Raw genomic sequence first — 20,454 nt, 5'->3', positions numbered from 1 at the left:
AATAGTCATGTCTGCTTGGCTTTTGCCAGAGTCTGTCGCCGATGTATTGCCTTCCGAGGCCCGGCGAATTGAAGAATTGCGACGGTCCTTGCTGGACCGCTTTCGCGTATACGGCTACGAGTTGGTGATGCCTCCCATGCTGGAGTACACAGAATCACTGCTTGGCAATGCCGATGCGTCCCTGAATTTGCAAACTTTCAAGTTGCTGGACCAGGCCAGCGGGCGTATGTTGGGCTTGCGGGCTGACACAACACCCCAAGTGGCCCGAATTGATGCCCACATTTTGAACCGGAAGGGCGTAACCCGCCTTTGTTATTGCGGCCCGGTTCTGCATACGCAGGCCTTGGGTTTGCACAACACCCGTGAACCGCTGCAATGTGGTGCTGAGCTTTATGGTTGTGGCGGTATTGAAGCCGACCTTGAAATATTGAATTTGGCCGTGGACACATTGAATTTGTCAGGCTTGAAGGGCTACCGCCTGGCTTTGTCCCATGCAGGCTTGCTGGCTGCTGTGGTGGATGGCGAAGGCCTGACCGACAATTTGATTCGCAGTTTGCACGATTGCCTTGCCCAAAAAGACCGACCCGCTCTGGAGGCCTTGTTGGCTGGCGTTCCTGCTGCTTGCAAGACCAATGTGCTGGCTTTGCTGAATTTGTACGGTTCGGTTGGTGGCAGCAATTGTGTATTGAACCGCGCGGCCGAGACTTTGCCGCGCAATCCCAAGGTGGGTGCAGTTCTGAATGAATTGCGCACCCTGATTGCCCGTTTGCAGGAAACCGTATCAGCAATGCCGGCGCTTATTCTCGATTTGGCAGACTTGGCCAGCTTTGATTATCACAGTGGCCTGATTTTCTCGGCCTATGTGGAAGGCTGCCCCAACGCAGTGTTGCGTGGTGGCCGCTACGACGATGTGGGCGCAGTGTATGGCCGAGCCCGCCCTGCCACTGGTTTTTCGGTGGATTTGCGCGAGTTGGTGTCTTTGCAGGCTGTGCACTCCAGGCCTAAAACAGCCATTCGCGCCCCATGGGTATATGACACTGAATTGATGGCCGTGATTCGAGAATTGCGCAGTCAGGGAGAGGTGGTGCTTCAGTCGCTGCCCAATACCGCCCAAGAGGAAGAAGAGTTTGTATGTGATCGGCAGCTTGTACAGGCCAACGCCGTGTGGAAAGTGGTGCCGATTGGCATGAATCAGGAGAAATTGAAATGAGTTTTCGAAATGTGGTTGTGATTGGTACCCAGTGGGGTGACGAAGGCAAGGGCAAGGTGGTGGACTGGTTGACTGACCATGCCCAGGGCGTTGTTCGTTTTCAGGGTGGCCACAATGCGGGCCACACACTGGTGATCGGTGGCAAGAAAACCATTTTGCGCCTGATTCCTTCTGGCATTTTGCGCCCTGAAGTTCAGGTCTACATCGGAAACGGTGTAGTGCTGTCGCCCGAGGCTTTGCTCAGCGAAATTGATGAACTGCAAGCGGGTGGCATTTCAGTTGAAAGTCGCCTAAAAATCAGCGAAACCTGTCCGTTGATCCTGGACCACCACATTGCGCTGGACAAAGCCCGCGAAGCCAAGCGTGGCGACGCGAAAATTGGTACCACTGGCCGTGGCATTGGCCCCGCGTATGAAGACAAGGCCGCACGCCGTGCACTGCGAGTTCAGGATCTGTTTCATCCCGAGAAATTCCGCGCCAAGCTGGAAGAGGTTCTGGATTACCACAACTTTGTATTGACCCAGTATTTGGGGGCTGAGCCTGTCGACGCTCAAGTGGTGTTCGACAAAGCCATGGCGCTGGCACCCCGAATCAAGAACATGGTGGCTGATGTACCAACCCTGCTGCAACAGGCCAATGAGGAAGGCAAAAACCTGTTGTTCGAAGGGGCGCAAGGCGCATTGCTTGACATCGATCATGGTACTTTCCCCTTCGTGACCAGCTCCAACTGCATCGCCGGTGCGGCTTCGCCTGGCGCAGGTGTTGGCCCGCAGCGTTTGCAGTATGTGTTGGGTATTACCAAGGCCTACGCCACACGCGTTGGGTCAGGTCCTTTCCCCACCGAGCTGTTTTGCGAGAAGGGCATGTACCTGGCCAAGAAGGGCAATGAGTTTGGCTCTGTAACTGGCCGCCCACGTCGTTGTGGCTGGTTTGATGCTGCGGCTTTGCGCCGTACCATTCAGTTGAACGGTGTTTCTGGCCTATGTATTACAAAGCTTGACGTGCTGGATGGCATGGAAACCATTCAAATGTGCGTGGGCTATGAATTGGCCGACGGCACCACCACCAACATTCTTCCTTTCGGCAGCGACAAAGTGGAAGGCTGCAAGCCAATTTTCGAGACTTTCCCCGGCTGGAAGGGCACAACTTTCGGCGTGAAGCAGTTTGATGATTTGCCAGCCGAGGCAAAAACATACCTGAAGCGCATGGAAGCGGTATGCGGTGTGCCTGTGGACATGATTTCAACTGGCCCGGACCGTGACGAAACCATTGTGCTTCGTCACCCCTACAAAGCCTGAATCAGAAGCTCTGGCGCATGAGCGACAAGCTACACATCGATTATGCCCAGTACCACCACCTGATTGATCGGGTGGTGCAAGCCGTTCAAAGCTCGGGCTTTCAGCCTGATTGCGTACTCGGGGTTTCTCGGGGTGGTCTTTTTCTGGCGGACGGTTTGTCCCGTTCCTTGCGCAAGCCCATGGCTGTTATCGCAGCATCGTCTTATCGTGGCGGCGAAGGTACTAGCCAGGGTGAATTGCAGATTTCTGCCAGTATCGCAGCAGTTGGGCCGGTAAGTGGCAAGGTTCTTTTGGTGGATGATCTTGCAGACACTGGGCACACCTTAAAGGCCTTGTGTGAGCACCTGCGAACAATTTGTCCCGATATAGTCGAACTGAAAACAGCGGTGGTGTGGGTCAAGCCAGGCTCTGTTTTCAAACCTGATTTTGCTGCTGAATATCTTGAGTCCGATGTCTGGATTGTGCAGCCTTTTGAAACCCGCGACTTTCTCTGAATTCCCTCTGAATATCTTGTGTTAACTCCTGTCATAAGCACCTCATTTGTGGCCTAAAAAGGCTTAAAAATCGATGTGTTATCCTATGGGTCCATTTACCTGCCAAGGAGACCTCGGGACAATGCCTGTCTTAAAAGAAGTAAACGTGAAAAAATCCCCCTCTTTATTCAAATCTGCACCCGCCTGTGCAGTTGTACTTTCCCTGTTCAGTAGCCCGGTTATCGCAGCCAATGTGGTGTTGAAAAACGGCGATCGATTGACCGGCGAGATTGTGAAGCTAAGCGACAACATTCTTACCTTCAAGTCCCCCTTGTTCGGAGAAGTTGAACTGCCTTGGAAGGAAGTTCTTGAATTGCAGTCGGATGATGGCGTCACAGTGAAGCTGAAGGATGGAAGCACTGCAAAAGGCAAGGTAACGCTGAGCCAGCAGGGCGAAGTGGTGATTGATCAGGGCCAAATAGGTACCTCTAGGCCACTTCAGCGTGCAGACATTGCAATGTTCAACCCGCCAGTCGTGGATCGCTCTGTGAAGTACAGTGGCAGGGCCAACCTGGGCGGTGTGTTCAATCGCGGCAATTCTGAAGACGATGCCTTGAACTTCGATACCGAGTTCATTGCCAGAACACCAGAGAACAGGTATACCCTAGCAGCTGAAGTGAACGAGGCCGAGTCGGCAGGAGTGACGACTACGTCAAACCGATATTTGCTGACCCAGTACGATGCATTTTTAAGTGAAAAAGATTACTTGTTTGTGAACGCCAAGGGCGAGCAGGACAAGTTGGCTGACCTGAATTTGAGAACCTCGCTGGGTGCTGGTTATGGTTATCAGTTTTTTGAAACCGAGCGCGCCAAGTTATCGACTGAATATGGTTTGGCTTATATCAATGAAGATTATATTGTTGCGCCAGATGAGTCGTTTCCCTCATTAAGTCTGGGTTTGAACTATGAACGAAAATTCTGGAACAAACGCTTGGTGTTTTTCAACAACAACGACCTGTCCGTGAGCCTTGAGGACACAGCCGACGCCCTGTTCAAAACCAAAGTAGGATTGCGCGTTCCCATTGTTGAAAATGTGAATGTGGCCACGCAAGTGAATTTGGACTATGACAACATGCCGCCACCAGGCGTTAAGAAAACAGACAGCAGTCTGATTTTCAGTGTGGGTTATGGTTTTTGAGTGAAATTTTTGGCGAATTTGTGTTGCAAACACCAGTGGCCATGCAAATTCGCAAAGCACTTTGGAAATTCAGAATTAAAGCGGGGAAAGTGCTGTACACTGCGTTGAAACGCATAGGAACAAAGAAAACTGCTGGTGCCCAGGAGAGGACTCGAACCTCCACAGTGTTACCACCACTAGGACCTGAACCTAGCGCGTCTACCAATTCCGCCACCTGGGCACAGGTGCGAGCCGTGAATTCTAATCAAATAAATAAATTTGTCAATGCTTAAAACAGAAATAAAAATTCCCAGTCGTGAAGACATCCTTGCAGTTCTGCGCCAAGCGCAAGCCCCCTTAACCCGCGAACAGGTTTTTGAGCACCTTAAACTCACCGAAGATCAAATCCCCATTATTGAAAAACGCCTGAACGCCATGGAGCGTGATGGTCAATTAATGCCCAACAGAAAGGGCATGTTGTTGCTTTCTACCAAGCTTGATTTCGTAGCCGGCCGTGTGGCCGGTCACCGTGACGGTTTCGGCTTTCTGGTTCGTGATGATCGCGGACCAGACGCCTTTCTTTCTCCGCGCGAGATGCAAAAAGTACTGCATGGCGACCGCGTGCTGGTGCGGATTACCGGCACTGACCACCGTGGCAAGCCAGAGGGGACGATTGTTGAAGTCACCGAACGCAAAACCAACCGCCTGGTTGGGCGTTTAGTGTCTGAACGCGGCATTTTGTTGGTAATCCCTGAGGACCAGCGGATCAAGCACGACATACTGGTGTCGCCCAAAGACGTGGGCAATGCCACGCCTGGCAAGGTGGTGACGGTTGAAATTATTGAGCAGCCTACCCGTCATTCACAGCCAATCGGTAAAGTGGCTGAGGTTCTGGGTGAGTTGGATGATCCTGGCATGGAAATCGAGATTGCGGTGCGCAAATTCGATGTGCCGCATGAATTCAACTTGATGACCATGAACCAGGCTGAAAGCATTCCCAATGAAGTGGAATACAAAGACCTGAAAGGCCGCGTTGATTTGCGCGATGTGCCTTTTGTCACCATTGATGGTGAAGATGCCCGCGACTTTGATGATGCGGTTTATTGCACCCCTTCAAACGACACCAAAGGTGGTTGGCGTTTGCTGGTGGCCATTGCCGATGTAAGCCACTATGTGTTGCCCGGCACACCCATTGATCAAGAGGCCACCAAGCGTGGCACCTCGGTGTATTTCCCGCGCCGGGTTATTCCCATGCTGCCCGAGAAATTGTCGAACGGTTTGTGTTCGCTGAACCCCGGCGTGGATCGCTTGGTGTTGGTGTGCGACATGATTATTGGTCCCAAGGGTGCAATCAAGGCTTACCAGTTTTACAACGCAGTGATCCACTCTGCGGCTCGCCTGACTTACAACCAGGTTTGGGATGCGCTCACTGATCCGCAAAGCCTTACCGCCAAAGCAATGGGCCACGTGTACGGCGATGTCGAAAACCTGTACACGCTGTTCAAGGTGTTGTTTGAGTCGCGCCAGCGCCGCGGTGCCATGGAAATTGACACCGTTGAAACACAGGTCATGCTGGATCCCGATGGCAAGATCGACAAAATTGTGCCCAAGCGCCGCAACGATGCACACCGTTTGATTGAAGAATGCATGTTGGCCGCCAATGTGTGCGCAGCCGATTTTCTGGAGCGCAGCAAACACCCCAGTTTGTACCGTGTGCACGAAGGTCCAACGGTTGAGAAATTGCAAAACCTGCGTGCATTTTTGCGCTCAGTGGGCTTGACGCTGGATGGCGGTGACGACCCCACCAGCATGGATTATGCGAACCTGATGAAAAAGATTCAGGGGCGCCCCGATCAAGCTTTGCTTCAAACCATGATGCTGCGCTCGATGCAGCAAGCCATTTATACCCCGCACAACAGTGGTCACTTCGGCTTGGCGTACCCAGCTTACGCGCACTTTACTTCGCCCATTCGCCGTTATCCCGATTTAATGGTCCACCGAAGCATCAAGGCTCTGCTGGCTGGCAAGCGTTATGTGCCGCTGCCACTGGATGAACGAGAGTTCGAGGATTTTGACCCCAAGCGCCGTGTGGACAAGGCTGAGGAAATAGCCCGTTGGGATCAATCGGGCAACTGGTTTTCTTCCACCGAACGCAGGGCCGATGAAGCCTCGCGCGACGTGATGTCCTGGCTGAAGTGCTTCTTCATGAAAGAGCGCGTCGGTGACACCTTCCAGGGCCATGTCTCAGGTGTAACCAGCTTTGGTTTGTTCATTACACTCGATGCTTTGTATGTGGAAGGTTTGGTGCATGTGTCTGAATTGGGCACAGAATACTTCCAGTACAGCGACAGCCTGCATGAATTGCGTGGCGAGCGCAGCGGTATTCGCTACCGTCTGACTGACCCGATCAATGTGCAGGTGTCCAGGGTTGATCTGGATGCGCGTCGCATTGAATTCCGTTTGGTACAAGGCGTGAAGTTTGAAAGCCTGATGCGCGATCCAGGTTCAGCCAAGCCCAATGGCAAGGCGGGCAACCGACCGCAGCGCCAGCAGGGCCGTCGAACCAATACCGCTCAAATGCAGCAGGCTGTGCAAGACGCAGGAAAAACTGCCCCAGTGTTGCCACCTGAAGAAGCTGCAACCACGCGTGGTGTGAACAAGAAGCGGGCCGCGGATGAATCGCGCATCAAAGCTGCTGCCGAGAAAAAACGCAAGGAAGAAATTCAAAAAGCCAAGCGTGTCAGCCGTACCAAACCTGCCACAGGGTCTAAAATGCGCACTGCAGCGAAAAAATCTAGATAAGCGGAGCGTACCAATTGACCATTTTGTATGGTTTTCATGCCGTGTCGGCCCGGGTTAAAACAGCCCCGGCCAGCGTGGAAGAGGTGTTGGTGGACCAACACCGCAAAGACAAACGCATGCAGCAGTTCATCGACAAGGTGAAAGCTGCCGGCGTGAAAGTAAGTGCAGCCGATTCTGATCGCCTGGAAAAGGCAGCAGGCCACAAACAGCACCAGGGCGTGGTGGCGTTTGCCAAAGAATTGGTGAAAAGCAACGACCTGTTTGAAATCATTGACACCCATGGCAAGAACACTTTGCTGTTGGTATTAGATGGCGTGACCGACCCCCACAACCTGGGTGCCTGCCTGCGCAGTGCCGATGCGGCTGGTGTGCACGCGGTGGTGCTGCCCAAAGACAAATCGGTGGGCATTACCCCGGTGGTGTCGAAAGTGGCTTGTGGTGCGGCTGAAACAATTCCCGTAATTACCGTAACCAACCTGGCCCGCACGCTGGAAGAAATTCAAGATGCCGGTGTGTGGTGCATTGGCACAGCAGGCGAAGCCACAGACACGCTGTACGACGCCGATTTGAATGGCCCCATTGCCTGGGTGCTGGGTGCTGAAGGCGATGGCATGCGTCGCTTGACCCGCGAAAAATGCGACCAACTGGTACAAATTCCGATGATTGGCAGTGTTGAAAGCCTGAATGTGTCGGTGGCCAGTTCAGTGTGCCTGTTTGAAACCCTTCGTCAACGTCAATTCACAAAATAAGAAACCTCGAAGCACCGCATGGAACAACTCACTCTGGATGCAACGCCACCTTCTGGCGACGATTCTGAAACGATTACCCTTGGTCTTTACGCCGAGCGTGCTTACCTGGATTACGCCATTTCCGTGGTGAAGGGCAGGGCGCTGCCCGAGTGTGCGGATGGTCAAAAACCTGTGCAGCGGCGCATTTTGTACGCCATGAATGAAATGGGCCTGGGCAACAACGCCAAGCCTGTGAAATCGGCCCGTGTGGTGGGCGATGTTTTGGGTAAATACCACCCGCATGGCGACCAGGCCGCCTACGATGCATTGGTGCGCATGGCGCAAAACTTTACCCTGCGTTACCCGCTGATTGATGGTCAGGGCAACTTTGGCAGCCGGGATGGTGATGGCGCTGCCGCCATGCGATACACAGAGGCCCGCTTGACGCCAATCGCCAAGCTGTTGCTTGACGAAGTGGACATGGGTACAGTCGACTTCATTCCGAACTACGATGGCAGCTTTCAAGAACCCAAGCTGTTGCCAGCGCGCTTGCCTTTTGTGTTGCTCAATGGTGCTTCCGGTATTGCAGTGGGCATGGCCACCGACATTCCTCCGCACAACATTCGGGAAGTAGCTGCGGCCACGATTCACTTGATCAAACACCCGAACGCTGACCTGGACACCATCATGGGCCATTTGCCAGCGCCCGATTTTCCGGGTGGTGCGCAAATTATCTCGCCCGCCAGTGCGATGAAAGAAATTTATGCCGGTGGTCGGGGCTCCATCAAAGTGCGCGCCCGCTGGGAAATTGAAGAAATGGCCCGTGGGCAGTGGCAGCTGGTGGTGAAAGAATTGCCACCCAACACCAGCACTGCCAAGGTGTTGGAAGAAATTGAAGAACTGACCAACCCCAAGGTAAAAGCTGGCAAGAAGGGCCTGAGTACGGAACAGCAAAACCTGAAGGCGCAAGTGTTGGCCATGCTGGACGCTGTGCGCGATGAGTCGGGCAAGGAAAATGCAGTGCGCTTGGTGTTCGAGCCGAAAAGCCGGAATGTGTCGGTCGAAGAGTTTTCGAACCTGCTACTTAGCCACACCAGTTTGGAAACCAACACGTCCATCAATTTGGTGAGCATCGACAATTCGGGCCGCCCGGGCCAGCGTGGTTTGATTGCCATGTTGCTGGACTGGATCGAGTTCCGCAAAGTGTGCGTGACCCGCCGCAGCCAACATCGCTTGGCGCAGGTCAATGATCGTATTCACGTGCTGGAAGGCAGGTTAATTGCCTGGTTGAATATCGATGAAGTGATCAAGGTGATTCGCGAAAGTGATGAGCCCAAGCCTGCCCTTATTGAAGCTTTTAAACTGAGCGATCGGCAAGCCGAGGACATTCTTGAAATTCGACTGCGCCAATTGGCCCGCCTTGAGAAAATCAAGATTGAGCAGGAACTGGCCAAGTTAGGTGAGGAAAAAGCCGACTTGGAGGCGTTGCTGGCCGATGAAGGCAAGCTGAAAACCCGAATTATTGGTGAAATTCGCAAAGACACCGACACCTATGGCGATGATCGCCGCACGCTGATTGAAGAGGCCGAGAAGGCCAGCGTGGAAGTGAAAGTGGTTGAAGAACCGACCACGGTCATTGTTTCCCAGAAATTCTGGATACGAAACCGCCAGGGGCATGGCCACGACGCCGCCCAGTTCAGCTTTAAAGTGGGCGACGGCCTTTACGCTGCCTTTGAATGCAAAACCACCGACAACACCTACTTGTTCGGTGCCGGCAATGCACTGGGCAAGGTGTTTAGTGTGCCCGTTGCTGCATGGCCAGGTGGCCGGGGCGATGGCATACCTGCACAAAGCCTTGTGGAGTTGAATGGCGGTACGCTGAGCCACGCGCTAGCCGCACCTGCTACACAGCCCGTGTTTCTGGCTTGCAGCGCAGCCTACGGCTTTTTGGCCACGGCTGGCAATATGGAGAGCCGCATGAAAGCGGGCAAGCAATTTATCAGCCTGAACCCTGGTGAAAAGCTGTTGCCGCCAGTGGTGTTGCAGGCCACAGATGACCGAGTGGCCGTGCTTGCCGAAAGTGGACGTTTCCATGTCTTCATGCTGGACGAGCTCAAGCAACTCTCAGGTGGCGGGCGTGGCGTACAACTGTTGCCGCTCGATGACAAAGATTCTTTGGTGGCCGTTGTTGCTTTCGGTCCGTCGGATAGCCTGGTGATTGCCGGCACAGGCCGCGGCGGCAAAGACCGGGAGGAGGTTTTGAAACCTGCCTTGCTGGCTGAGCGGCTGGGCAAGCGCGGCAGAAAAGGCAAGGAACTGGACATCAAGTTCAAAGCCGACACCCTGCGCAAGGCCAGTTAAAAAAAGCCCTTCGGGGCTTTTTTTTCGTCTTGAAATTCAGGAATCCGTCCCCATTTCCCCAACATCCAAACCAAGAAGATGAAGGGAGCAAACAACATGGGTGCAATGAAGGAAACAATGGGTTTTCAAACAGAGGTAAAGCAACTTCTGCATTTGATGATTCATTCCCTGTATTCCAACAAGGAAATCTTTCTTCGCGAGCTGGTATCCAACGCATCGGACGCTTGCGACAAACTGCGCTTTGAAGCCATCAACAACGCTGGGCTGTTCGAGAGCGACACTGAACTGAAAATTCGTGTGAGCTTTGACAAGGAAGCCCGCACCATCACGATTGAAGACAATGGGATTGGCTTAAGCCGCGAAGACGCCATTGAACACCTGGGCACGATCGCCAAAAGTGGTACCAAAGAATTTTTTGGCAAATTGAGTGGCGATCAGCAAAAAGATGCCGCCTTGATCGGCCAGTTTGGCGTGGGTTTTTATTCGGCTTTCATTGTAGCCGACAAAGTTACAGTGCGTTCCCGCAAGGCGGGCTTGCCAGCTGCCGAGGGTGTGGAATGGGAATCGAAAGGCGATGGCGAATTCAGTGTTGAAGCCATTGAGAAAGCAGACCGCGGCACGCAGATTATTCTGCACCTGAAAGCCGATGAAGACGAATTGCTTTCTGGCTGGAAACTCAAGAGCATTCTGACCAAATATTCTGACCATATTTCCCTGCCCATCCAAATGCTGAAAGAGGAATGGGACGAGGAAGCCGGTGGCATGAAGGCTACGGGCGAGTGGGAGAATGTGAACAAGGCCAATGCCTTGTGGGCCCGTTCTAAAAGCGACATCACTGCTGAACAGTACAACGAGTTTTATAAAACCATCAGTTTCGATTTTGCTGACCCACTGGCCTACACGCACAATCGGGTTGAGGGCGGACGCTCGGAATATACATCGCTGTTGTACATTCCAGCCAAGGCCCCTTACGACCTCTGGGACCGCAACCAACAGAAAGGTATTAAGTTGTACGTGAAGCGTGTGTTCATCATGGACGACGCGGAGCAGCTGATGCCTCCCTACATGCGCTTTGTGAAAGGCGTGATCGATTCCTCCGACCTGCCTTTGAACGTGTCTCGCGAAATCTTGCAGGAAAGCCGCGATGTAAAAGCCATTCGCGAAGGGTCTGTGAAGAAGGTATTGGGTTTGCTGGAAGACATGGCTGCCAATGAAACCGAGAAGTACGCCAGTTTCTGGAAAGAGTTTGGCCAGGTGCTGAAAGAGGGCATGGGCGATGACCCGGCCAACAAAGAACGCATTGCCAAACTGCTGCGTTTTGCAACTACACAAAGTGAAAGCGAAGCTCAAACCGTTTCGCTGGCTGATTATGTGGCCCGCATGAAAGAGGGCCAGGACAAGATTTATTACGTCACAGCCGACACCTATGCAGCTGCCAAATTCAGCCCGCACCTGGAAGTGTTCAAGAAAAAGGGTGTGGAAGTGCTGCTGCTCAGCGACCGCGTGGACGAGTGGATGTTGTCTTACCTGCAGGAATTCGAAGGCAAGGAACTGCAAAGCTGTGCCAAAGGTGGCCTTGATTTGGGTGCCCTTGAGGATGAAAAAGACAAGGAAACCAAGAAGAAGGTTGAGGACGAGTTCAAGGATGTGTTGAAGAAGGTCGAAGACCTGCTGAAGGACCGCATCAAAGAGGCCCGTGTGACCTTGCGTTTGACCGACAGCCCAGCATGTATCGTTGCTGATGAAATGGGCATGAGCGAGCATTTGAAGCGCATGCTGAAGCAGGCTGGCCAGAATGCACCCGACACCAAGCCAATTCTTGAGCTAAACCCTGAGCATCCCTTTATTCAACGTTTAAAGATCGAGAAAGATCATTTCGATGAATGGGTGAACGTGCTGTTTGATCAAGCGGTGCTGGCTGAAGGTGGCCAACTGGAAGACCCAGCCGGGTTCGTTCGTCGCTTGAACATGTTGTTACTCACCGTAAAAGCCTAAGGCAGATAAGTTTTAGTGGCTAAGTGGCTGGGCTTGACCATTCAGTGCCCAGCCCAGCCTGCTTTGCAAGGCGTTGGCCAAGTAAAGTGATTGTTCAAAAAATCGCTGTACGTACTTCAGGTCTGCCTGGGTTACCAGGGTTTCTTGCCACCGCAGCTGAAATTCTGCCTTGTGGCTGTCCTCCCACATATACGCAGGAAGGCGCACTCGTTCCATCAGTGCATTGAACTGGCTGCACTCTTTGCGAATTCCTTCCAGATCGCTGTGCTCGTCTTGCTCCATCACCCGATGAATACAAGTTATTTCCATCATGCCTTGATCAATCTGCTTGATTTCAAGCCAGGCATTTGGTGAATTTGACATCAGCTTTACAGGGCACTTGTTCACTTGTTTGTCCTCATGATAGGGGCTTTTCAGTTGTCCCACCCAGGCGGCTAATGCCTTGATCAAATCGGGGTCATTCAATGCTGTCATGTGGCGACTCCATTCAAAAGGAAATTTGAATTGAGTGCCCCACAATTTTAACTGGTTCCACAACTGGCAATTAAAACGAAAAAGGTCACCCATTGCTGGGTGACCAAACAAATCCTGTAAACAGATGAGCGGGTTTACAGGCTAGAGGTGATCTGACCGTTCACAACTTTCACACGGTCGCCAGACTGCCAGTTGGGTGGGCTGCTGAAACTGAATACGTCGGAGCCACCAGCATCGTACTGAACCACCACGTCGTATTGGGTAGTCGAGTTGCGGTCTTTTTCAATTTTGTTACCTAATACGGCACCGCCTACCACGCCAGCTGCGGTGGCCACTTTCTTGCCGCTACCGCCGCCAATCTGGTTGCCCAACAGGCCGCCTACCACGCCACCAGCTACTGCACCGATGCCGGAGCCTTCACCTTGAACGGTGCGCTGGCGAATTTCAACAACACGGCCACAGGTGCTACAAGTTGCGGCTGTTCGCACTGGTGCGGGCTTGGAAGCGACAGGCTTTGACGCTGCTTTTTTGGCAGCGGCTTCTTCCTTGGCTTTTGCCTCTTCCTCCAGGCGTGCTTGTTCTTCCATTTGGGCGATTTCTTGGTCGCTCATATTGGCGTTGCTGCTGGGCAGCAGGCCAGTCATGGATGCAATTGCAATGCCACTGGCCAAAATAACGGCAACAGCGGCAGTGATAATCAGGGGATGAGTACGTTTGGTTTCCATTTTCTTTCTCCACACGAAATGTGTTTGTGATGCTAATAACGGGGAGGGTCAGAAAAAGGAATACAAGGATTACTTACTAAGGTATCGCATTGCAGTTTCAAGCCCACCGACCGTGAGGGGGTGCATGCGGTGTTCCATGATATTTTGAATGATTTCAACGCTTTGGCGATATTGCCATAGCCCTTCGGGTTCCGGATTCAGCCAGACGGCTTTCGGAAAACGATCAAGAAAACGACGCAACCACACTGCGCCAGCTTCCTTGTTATTGTACTCGACCGAACCACCGGGCTGTAGAATTTCGTAGGGGCTCATCGTGGCGTCTCCCACAAAGATCAAACGGTAATCGCTGTTGTAGGTGCGCAGTATGTCTGTGGTTTGAAAACGCTCACTGTGGCGACGGTGGTTTTTTTTCCACAGGAAATCGTAAACACAATTGTGGAAGTAATAAAACTCCAAATGCTTGAATTCACTTTTCGCGGCACTGAACAATTCTTCTGTGCGGCGAATGTGGTCGTCCATGGAACCACCCACATCCAGCAGCATCAACACTTTCACTGAATTGTGGCGTTCGGGGCGCATTTTCAAATCCAGCCAGCCCGCATTGCGCGCCGTGGATTCAATGGTGTTGTCCAAATCCAATTCTTCTTGTGCACCTTCCCGCGCAAACCGGCGCAAGCGGCGTAACGCAATCTTGATGTTGCGTGTGCCAATTTCCAGCTCGTCGTCGTAATCTTGATACAAACGTTGGTCCCAAACCTTCACTGCACGGCGGTTGCGGCTTTCGTCTTGTCCAATGCGCACGCCTTCCGGGTTGTATCCGTTGTTGCCAAACGGCGAGGTACCGCCCGAGCCGATCCATTTGCTGCCGCCCTCGTGGCGTTCCTTCTGTTCCTTGAGAAGTTCTTTCAGGCGCTCCATCAGCTTGTCCAATCCACCCATGGCTTCGATGGCTGCCATTTCTTCGGGTGTGAATTCGCGGTTGAATCGCTTTTCCAGCCAGTCTTTCGGCAGCTGGGCGAACAGGTCCATGTTCTTTTCCAGCCCCTTGAAGTAGTTGCCAAACACCTGATCGAACCGGTCAAAAAACCGTTCGTCTTTCACCAAGGTCAGGCGCGACAAATGGTAAAAATTGTCCAGGCTTGGGGTCATGAACTGCGCTTTCATCCCCTCAAGCAGGGTGAGGTATTCCCGCACTGTGACGGGAATTTTGGCGTCGCGAAGTTGAAAGAAAAAATCCAGTAGCACAGCAAAAGCCTTTATCAGCGACCCTGACGGGCCATGAACACCAAGCGGTTGAACAGTTCAATGTCTTGCTCGTTTTTCAGCAATGCCCCGTGCATGGGCGGAATGGCGTCTTTTCCGTCTTTTGCTTGCAGTGCGCTGGCTGGAATGTCTTCAGCCAGCAGGAGGCGAAGCCAATCGATGAGCTCAGATGTAGTGGGTTTTTTCTTCAAGCCGGGCAGGGCGCGAATGCCAAAAAAACTGGCCATGGCAGCATCCAGCAATTCTTTTTTCAAGTTCTTGAAGTGCACAGCCACAATGCTTTCCATGGTGGCTTTGTCAGGAAACTGAATGTAGTGAAAAAAGCAGCGACGCAGGAAGGCATCGGGCAACTCTTTCTCGTTGTTGGAGGTAATGATCACGATGGGGCGGTGCTTGGCTTTGATCAGCTGCTTGGTTTCGTAGCAGTAAAACTCCATGCGATCTATTTCACGCAGCAAGTCGTTTGGGAACTCAATGTCGGCTTTGTCAATTTCATCAATCAGCAACACCACTGGTTTGTCGCTCTCAAAAGCCTGCCAAAGCACACCCTTCACAATGTAGTTGGCGATGTCTTTGACACGCGCTTCACCCAACTGCGAATCGCGCAGGCGGCTCACCGCGTCGTACTCGTAAAGGCCTTGTTGGGCCTTGGTGGTCGATTTGATGTGCCACTGCATCAACTCAAGACCGAGGGATGCAGCCACTTCCTCGGCCAGCAGTGTTTTGCCGGTGCCGGGTTCGCCTTTGATCAGCAAGGGGCGTTGCAGGGTGATGGCTGCGTTGACAGCGAGTTTAAGATCGTCCGTGGCGACGTAGGTTTTGCTACCTTCAAAACGCATTTTTGTAATTCCTTGTAATTCAATACCGCCAGTGTAAGTGCTTTTCAGGGCGAATTTGCTGAATTTTTCATCCAATTTGGCGCTTTCGACCCGCAGTTCATAGACTAAGCGGCAGATCAACCGTAAAATAGCAAGGTTTTTGCCCAGCGCCACCCCTTACACAAAATGGCGCGGCTGACCACCAATTACATTTGTTGACGAGAGAGCGAGATGAAACGTATCGGTTTGACTGTTCGCGCAATGAGCGCTACCGGCCTGTTGGCTGCGGCGGCATTTACGGCCCCCGCAATGGCTGTTGAAGGCAACGCCGAGGCAGCGGCATCGAAGAAGTCCATGTGCATTGGTTGCCATGGTATTCCCGGTTACAAGGCCAGCTTCCCCGAGGTGTACAACGTGCCCTATATCGCGGGTCAGAACGCCAAGTACATTGAGGCAGCGCTGAATGCCTACAAGAAGGGCGATCGCAAACACCCGACCATGCGCGGTATTGCTGAAACCCTGACCGAACAAGACATCGCTGACCTGGCTGCGTATTACGCACAAGCCAAGTGATTTGCAACAAGGACTAATCAACATGAAAACTAAATTCACTATCGCTGCAGCCTTGTTTGCCGCGTCATTCTCAGTTCAGGCTGCTGACATTGCAGCAGGCAAAGCCAAGGCCGAAGCCCAGTGCGCGGCATGCCATGCTGTTGAAGGCAACTGGAATAAAACCATGGATCCTTCTTACCCGAAGCTGGCTGGGCAGCATGCGGACTACATTGCCAACACCTTGAAGCAGTACCAGAAGGGTGGCCGTAATAATGCCATTATGGCCGGTATGGCCGCTGGCCTGAGCCAGCAAGACATCAAGGATTTGTCAGCATTCTTTGCGTCGCTTGAAGGCGAGTTGTACCTGAAGAAGTAAATTAGTTACCAGTCTGAATGGACTGGGCTTAATAAAAAACCCGCTTGAAGCCTTGTTGCTGAAGCGGGTTTTTTTACGACGAATGGGAGTGGATCAAACCCCGCTGTGTTCCAGAATGCATTGAATGTAATTTTCACTGCTGAACGCGACACCATTTTTCTGTTGCTGGTAAATTTGCTCGGCCAAACATTCAAACACTTGGTGAGCTGCTTTGTGATCATCGCCCATTTTCTCGCACAGTTTGGCGAAAGCTGCCCGAATACCGGGTGGCTGGTCGATGCTGACCTGTTCAGCCACGGCCAGGTGCATGGACAAGTGAAGAAAGGGATTGCTTTGGCCCGCTTCTACCGAGAAGTCAGCGGCAAGAATCGATTCTGGTTCAGTGTCAAACACTTCAAAATACTCGGGGTGCTTGGTCATCCATTGCAGGGCGAGGCTTTCTGCTTCGCTCAGTGGCTCTTCTTTGTGGTATTTCTTCCAGCTGTTCAAAAAAAACAGCCTTGCCTGGTCTCGCGTTGGGTTGAACATGAAAAGGTTACCTCGTGTATTACATCTGTGGGCTATTGAACAGGCACAGACTGAGTCGATTGTTTCTGGGCGGTGTTACCACGGTGTCACCCTGGTTTAACCAAGCAGCTTGACCAAATACGCCTATCCATTCTGTATCGGGGAAACTGGCTAACACAGTGGCGATGTCGTTGTCATCGGCATGGCACATTTGGCTTCGCTCGAAACCGGCGAAAAGAATGCCTATGTCGGGCGCTTTGGCATTGAAATGAGTACGCACGGCGGGCATCCACTCATGGATTTCTTGATCGATTGCCTTAGGGGTTCGGTGGGCCAGTCGCACTTTTTGCCCTTTGAGCACTGGCGCGGCCAGTCCCAAAGTGCCATCGGCATGAATTTCCATCACGGGTATCCAGCTTTCCCCTTTGTCGTGCACCACTTGCAAACGCATGCCCACCGGGCGGGGTTGTTCGCTTGGGCATCGAAGCGCCGAGGCCGCTTTTTCATCACCTACACGAATCAGAAACAGACCATTGCTTTCGCTCACTGTTTGATACGGTCCCAGAAATGTGAGTCCTTCCGAGTTGAGAATCAAGGGGGTTTGCACCAGCAGTTGGGTTGCACAAATGGCTTCACCGCAGATACGGCCGTGCTCAACGCGCGGCATTTTTGCGTAATTGGCGCCGTACGACAACAAGCCCAAGGTGTCTGCTTGCACGATGCTAGAATCAGGCTCGCAGTCGGCCAATGTCCAGTGGTCGGTCAGTACTTGCTCGTGCTCAACCATGCACAGGTTCAAGGCAGTGTGCCGTGCAGGAATATTGCCTTGCGGGGTTTCGAATTCTTTGCCAAACACGGCGACCAATACGGTGGGTTCGTTGCTAAACACCTCGCCCTGTCCCAACAGGCCTGAGGCACAGCCACCCCACACATTCATGCAGTTGGTTTTGCTGACACACAACTGTGCAAGGTCTTGCAAAAGCGAAGCGAAATGCGGTGTGCACAACAAAATAACCCGGCTGATGTAGTCGGAGTGGCGGCGAAGCCCGGCTTTCTCAACCGCGCTTTCAACCAGTGCAGCGGCGTCTTCAAGCCGGGCATCACTGAACACTTGAACGCAAATTGCGTGGCTCATGTTGTTTTCTTTTTGAATTCGCACAAGTCCACGATACTACAACGAGTACATTCCGGTTTGCGTGCCTTGCACACATAGCGCCCATGCAAAATCAGCCAATGGTGAGCGTTTAACATAAACTCTTGGGGCACCAGCTTCAACAGCCTTTTTTCAACTTCAAGCACATCTTTCCCTGGGGCAATGCCGGTGCGGTTGCTGATTCGGAAAATATGCGTATCGACAGCCATCGTGGGTTGCCCGAACGCGGTGTTCAGCACCACGTTGGCGGTTTTGCGGCCAACGCCCGGGAGGCTTTCAAGTGCTTCCCGGTCTGCTGGTACTTCGCCGTTGTGTTGATCTCGCAGAATTTCTGCGGTTTGCACAAGGTGTTTTGCCTTAGACCGAAACAAACCAATTGTTTTGATGTATTCCTCAACCCCGGCAACACCAAGCGCTGCGATTGCTGCGGGCGTATTTGCCACGGCAAACAGTTTTCGTGTGGCAATGTTCACGCCTTTGTCGGTGGCCTGTGCACTCAGCAAAACCGCAGCCAGAAGTTCAAACGGAGTTGAATACTCCAGCTCGGTTTTTGGTTCCGGGTTGGCCTGCTGAAACCGTTTGAAAATCTCGGTACGCTTTTCTTTGTTCATGGTGTTTGTGCCTGTCGCCGTGCCCGTGCCCTGGCCAGTGCAGCTTGCACCACGGCCTTTTTGGCAGCTGCATCGGGGCTGGGTGTGTCATCTAACTCGTCCAGTTTGTGAATTGCCTTGGCTTCGAGTCTTTCAGCCTGTTCTTCCTTTTGCCGCTTCAAACGGTTTTCCCGAGTGTGCATGCGCGCGCGGGCAGCATGCGCCTGGGCTTGGTTCCACGCGCTGAATTCAGGCATAAACACCATGTCGATACAGTCGACGGGACAGGGGGGAATGCACAATTCGCAGCCTGTACACAACTCAGCCAGTACGGCGTGCCTGCGTTTGCTGCTGCCCACAATTGCATCAACCGGGCATGCTTTGATACACAAGGTGCAGCCAATACAATGCTGGGGGTGGATGCTGGCGATGTGCCGTTCAATGGTGGTGCCGCAGCTGGGGTCAACTGGTTTTTCTGGAAGATTCAACAGGGCAGACAAGGCCGCGATTGTGCTCTCGCCGCCCGGGGGGCAACGGTTTAAATCAGCTTCCCGGCTCGCCAGGGCTTTGGCGTAAGGCAAACAGCCCTCAAACCCGCACTGTGTGCATTGGGTTTGAGGAAGTAGATCATCTATTTGTTGTACAAGTTGCTCATGCATTCTTGGCTATGAATTCGCGGATTTTCGGGTAAACCTTCTCGCGCCAACGGCGACCGCTGAAGATACCATAGTGTCCGCATTCCATGGCTTCGTAATGTTCTTTCTTGTCCGCAGGCAGGCTTTTGCACAGCTTGAGTGCAGCTTTGGTTTGGCCAGGACCGGAAATGTCATCCAGCTCGCCCTCAATGGTTAACAGTGCCACTGTTTTCACGTCTTCCGGCTTTACGCGCTGGCCGCGAACTTCCCAGGTACCTGTTGGCAGGGCGTGATCTTGAAACACAGTTTTGATTGTGTCCAGGTAATACTCAGCAGGCATGTCCAGCACCGCATTGTATTCATCGTAAAACTGACGGTGGCTTTCAGCGCTTTCTCCGTCACCCTCTACCAGGTGCATGTAAAAGTCGTAGTGGCTTTGTGCGTGCTTGTCCGGGTTCATGCTGACAAAACCCAAATGCTGCAAGAAGCCGGGGTACACGCGGCGCAGGTAGCCGGGGTAAGTGTGGGGCACACTGTAAATCACATTGTTTTCAAACCAGGAGTAGGGCTTTTTGGTAGCCAGATTGTTCACCTCGGTGGGGCTTTCGCGGGTGTCTATGGGGCCGCCCATCATGGTCATGCTTTTGGCCTGCTTGGGGTCGTTGTTGGATGCCATCAGCGATACTGCCGCCATTACCGGCACGGTGGGCTGGCAAACCGAGATCAGGTGGACATTGGGCCCCAGCAACTGAATGAACTCGATACAGTAGTGTACATAGTCGTCAAGGTGGAACTCGCCTTCTGACAAGGGCACCATGCGGGCGTCTACCCAATCGGTGATGTAGACATCGTGGTCTTGAAGCAGGGTTTTGACAGTGTCGCGCAGCAGGGTGGCATGGTGGCCCGATAGAGGGGCAAACACCAATACCTTGGGTTGTGGCTTCAACGGTTTGGATTCAGCAGGAATCATTTTGCGAAAGTGAATCAGTTTGCAAAATGGCTTGGTTTCAACAATTTCCTGGGCAATCGACACTTCGCGGTCGCCGCACTTCACTGTGGTAATGCCGAATTCGGGTTTTTCATATTCTTTGCCCAAGCGGTACATCAATTCGAAACCCGCTGAAATACGGCGTGCCATGGGCAGGTGCGCCAAGGGGCTGAATGGGTTGCTGTATAGCTTGGAGCCTGCTTCAGCCCAAATGGTCATGGGGTTGAGCAGCGCTCGCTGAAATTCGTGCATTTGGTACAGCATGGAAGTGCCTCCGGCTTTTTTAGGCGATTGTCTTGATTTGACAATTATGTGTCAGGTTCCTGACG

The 20,454-nt window shown here is 52.7% G+C and carries 19 protein-coding genes and 1 tRNA gene; 10 read left to right on the top strand and 10 right to left on the bottom strand.

Features of this window, described 5'->3' with window-relative positions:
• Window positions 1-7: 7 nt before the first annotated feature.
• The 4 genes from PY990_RS09280 (at window position 8) to PY990_RS09265 (ending at window position 4,179) form a co-directional block, all read left to right on the top strand.
• Window positions 8-1,210, top strand: coding sequence for an ATP phosphoribosyltransferase regulatory subunit (locus PY990_RS09280; protein WP_275271367.1), 1,203 nt, complete (start codon window positions 8-10; stop codon window positions 1,208-1,210).
• Window positions 1,207-2,508 (top strand): adenylosuccinate synthase, encoded by a 1,302-nt coding sequence (locus tag PY990_RS09275; RefSeq protein ID WP_275271366.1) that lies wholly within the window; start codon window positions 1,207-1,209, stop codon window positions 2,506-2,508. The genes PY990_RS09280 and PY990_RS09275 overlap by 4 nt, the downstream gene beginning before the upstream one ends.
• Window positions 2,509-2,525: 17 nt before the next feature.
• Window positions 2,526-3,002: a phosphoribosyltransferase gene (locus tag PY990_RS09270; protein ID WP_275271365.1), complete on the top strand. Its 477-nt coding sequence runs from the start codon at window positions 2,526-2,528 to the stop codon at window positions 3,000-3,002.
• 145 nt (window positions 3,003-3,147) lie between these two features.
• Complete coding sequence (locus PY990_RS09265) at window positions 3,148-4,179, top strand: DUF481 domain-containing protein (protein ID WP_275271364.1); 1,032 nt, start codon at window positions 3,148-3,150, stop codon at window positions 4,177-4,179.
• 133 nt (window positions 4,180-4,312) lie between these two features.
• On the opposite strand, the gene PY990_RS09260 is transcribed toward PY990_RS09265, so the two are convergent.
• A tRNA-Leu gene (locus PY990_RS09260) sits at window positions 4,313-4,399 on the bottom strand.
• A 44-nt stretch (window positions 4,400-4,443) separates the two neighbouring features.
• On the opposite strand from PY990_RS09260, the gene rnr reads away from it, so the two are divergent.
• From rnr to htpG, 4 genes are all read left to right on the top strand, one after another.
• Window positions 4,444-6,960: a ribonuclease R gene (rnr, locus tag PY990_RS09255; protein ID WP_275271363.1), complete on the top strand. Its 2,517-nt coding sequence runs from the start codon at window positions 4,444-4,446 to the stop codon at window positions 6,958-6,960.
• 14 nt (window positions 6,961-6,974) lie between these two features.
• The gene (rlmB, locus tag PY990_RS09250; RefSeq protein ID WP_275271362.1) at window positions 6,975-7,709 is read left to right on the top strand and encodes a 23S rRNA (guanosine(2251)-2'-O)-methyltransferase RlmB; all 735 of its coding nucleotides are present in this window, start codon (window positions 6,975-6,977) and stop codon (window positions 7,707-7,709) included.
• Between the two features lie 18 nt (window positions 7,710-7,727).
• Window positions 7,728-10,049, top strand: coding sequence for a DNA topoisomerase IV subunit A (parC, locus tag PY990_RS09245; protein ID WP_275271361.1), 2,322 nt, complete (start codon window positions 7,728-7,730; stop codon window positions 10,047-10,049).
• A 96-nt stretch (window positions 10,050-10,145) separates the two neighbouring features.
• Window positions 10,146-12,044, top strand: a complete 1,899-nt coding sequence (gene htpG / locus PY990_RS09240) for a molecular chaperone HtpG (protein ID WP_275271360.1) — start codon at window positions 10,146-10,148, stop codon at window positions 12,042-12,044.
• A 12-nt stretch (window positions 12,045-12,056) separates the two neighbouring features.
• Here the strand turns inward: htpG and PY990_RS09235 are convergent, their stop codons facing one another.
• From PY990_RS09235 to PY990_RS09220, 4 genes are all read right to left on the bottom strand, one after another.
• Entirely contained in the window at window positions 12,057-12,518 is a 462-nt protein-coding gene (locus PY990_RS09235; protein ID WP_275271359.1) for a hypothetical protein, read from the bottom strand.
• Between the two features lie 134 nt (window positions 12,519-12,652).
• Window positions 12,653-13,243 carry an outer membrane lipoprotein gene (locus tag PY990_RS09230; RefSeq protein WP_275271358.1) on the bottom strand — a complete coding sequence of 197 codons (591 nt, stop codon included), beginning with the start codon at window positions 13,241-13,243 and terminating at the stop codon, window positions 12,653-12,655.
• Between the two features lie 69 nt (window positions 13,244-13,312).
• A complete protein-coding gene (locus PY990_RS09225) occupies window positions 13,313-14,488 on the bottom strand; it encodes a vWA domain-containing protein (RefSeq protein ID WP_275271357.1) in 1,176 nt (391 codons plus the stop codon).
• 14 nt (window positions 14,489-14,502) lie between these two features.
• Window positions 14,503-15,345, bottom strand: coding sequence for an AAA family ATPase (locus tag PY990_RS09220; protein WP_275271356.1), 843 nt, complete (start codon window positions 15,343-15,345; stop codon window positions 14,503-14,505).
• A gap of 210 nt (window positions 15,346-15,555) precedes the next feature.
• Here PY990_RS09220 and PY990_RS09215 point away from each other — a divergent pair, with 210 nt between their 5' ends.
• Complete coding sequence (locus PY990_RS09215; RefSeq protein WP_275271355.1) at window positions 15,556-15,897, top strand: c-type cytochrome; 342 nt, start codon at window positions 15,556-15,558, stop codon at window positions 15,895-15,897.
• A gap of 22 nt (window positions 15,898-15,919) precedes the next feature.
• Window positions 15,920-16,252: a c-type cytochrome gene (locus tag PY990_RS09210; protein ID WP_275271354.1), complete on the top strand. Its 333-nt coding sequence runs from the start codon at window positions 15,920-15,922 to the stop codon at window positions 16,250-16,252.
• Between the two features lie 93 nt (window positions 16,253-16,345).
• Here PY990_RS09210 and PY990_RS09205 read toward each other — a convergent pair whose 3' ends face one another.
• Genes PY990_RS09205 through PY990_RS09185 form a run of 5 tightly spaced genes read right to left on the bottom strand, consistent with a single transcriptional unit; the run spans window position 16,346 to window position 20,389 of the window.
• On the bottom strand, window positions 16,346-16,780 hold the full coding sequence (locus PY990_RS09205; RefSeq protein WP_275271353.1) for a DUF1841 family protein: 435 nt from the start codon (window positions 16,778-16,780) through the stop codon (window positions 16,346-16,348).
• Between the two features lie 19 nt (window positions 16,781-16,799).
• Window positions 16,800-17,894 (bottom strand): hypothetical protein, encoded by a 1,095-nt coding sequence (locus PY990_RS09200; RefSeq protein ID WP_275271352.1) that lies wholly within the window; start codon window positions 17,892-17,894, stop codon window positions 16,800-16,802.
• Window positions 17,891-18,523, bottom strand: coding sequence for an endonuclease III (gene nth / locus PY990_RS09195; RefSeq protein ID WP_105029405.1), 633 nt, complete (start codon window positions 18,521-18,523; stop codon window positions 17,891-17,893). Before nth ends, PY990_RS09200 begins: the two co-directional genes overlap by 4 nt.
• Window positions 18,520-19,161: an RnfABCDGE type electron transport complex subunit B gene (locus PY990_RS09190; RefSeq protein ID WP_275271351.1), complete on the bottom strand. Its 642-nt coding sequence runs from the start codon at window positions 19,159-19,161 to the stop codon at window positions 18,520-18,522. Before PY990_RS09190 ends, nth begins: the two co-directional genes overlap by 4 nt.
• Complete coding sequence (locus PY990_RS09185; RefSeq protein WP_105029403.1) at window positions 19,154-20,389, bottom strand: polyhydroxyalkanoate depolymerase; 1,236 nt, start codon at window positions 20,387-20,389, stop codon at window positions 19,154-19,156. Before PY990_RS09185 ends, PY990_RS09190 begins: the two co-directional genes overlap by 8 nt.
• Window positions 20,390-20,454: the final 65 nt, after the last annotated feature.

The sequence above is a fragment of the Limnobacter olei genome (assembly GCF_029087225.1).
Taxonomy (GTDB): Bacteria; Pseudomonadota; Gammaproteobacteria; order Burkholderiales; family Burkholderiaceae_B; genus Limnobacter; species Limnobacter olei.
The sequence above is the reverse complement of the archived record's forward strand: the minus strand, read 5'-3'. Positions and strand labels throughout refer to the sequence as shown.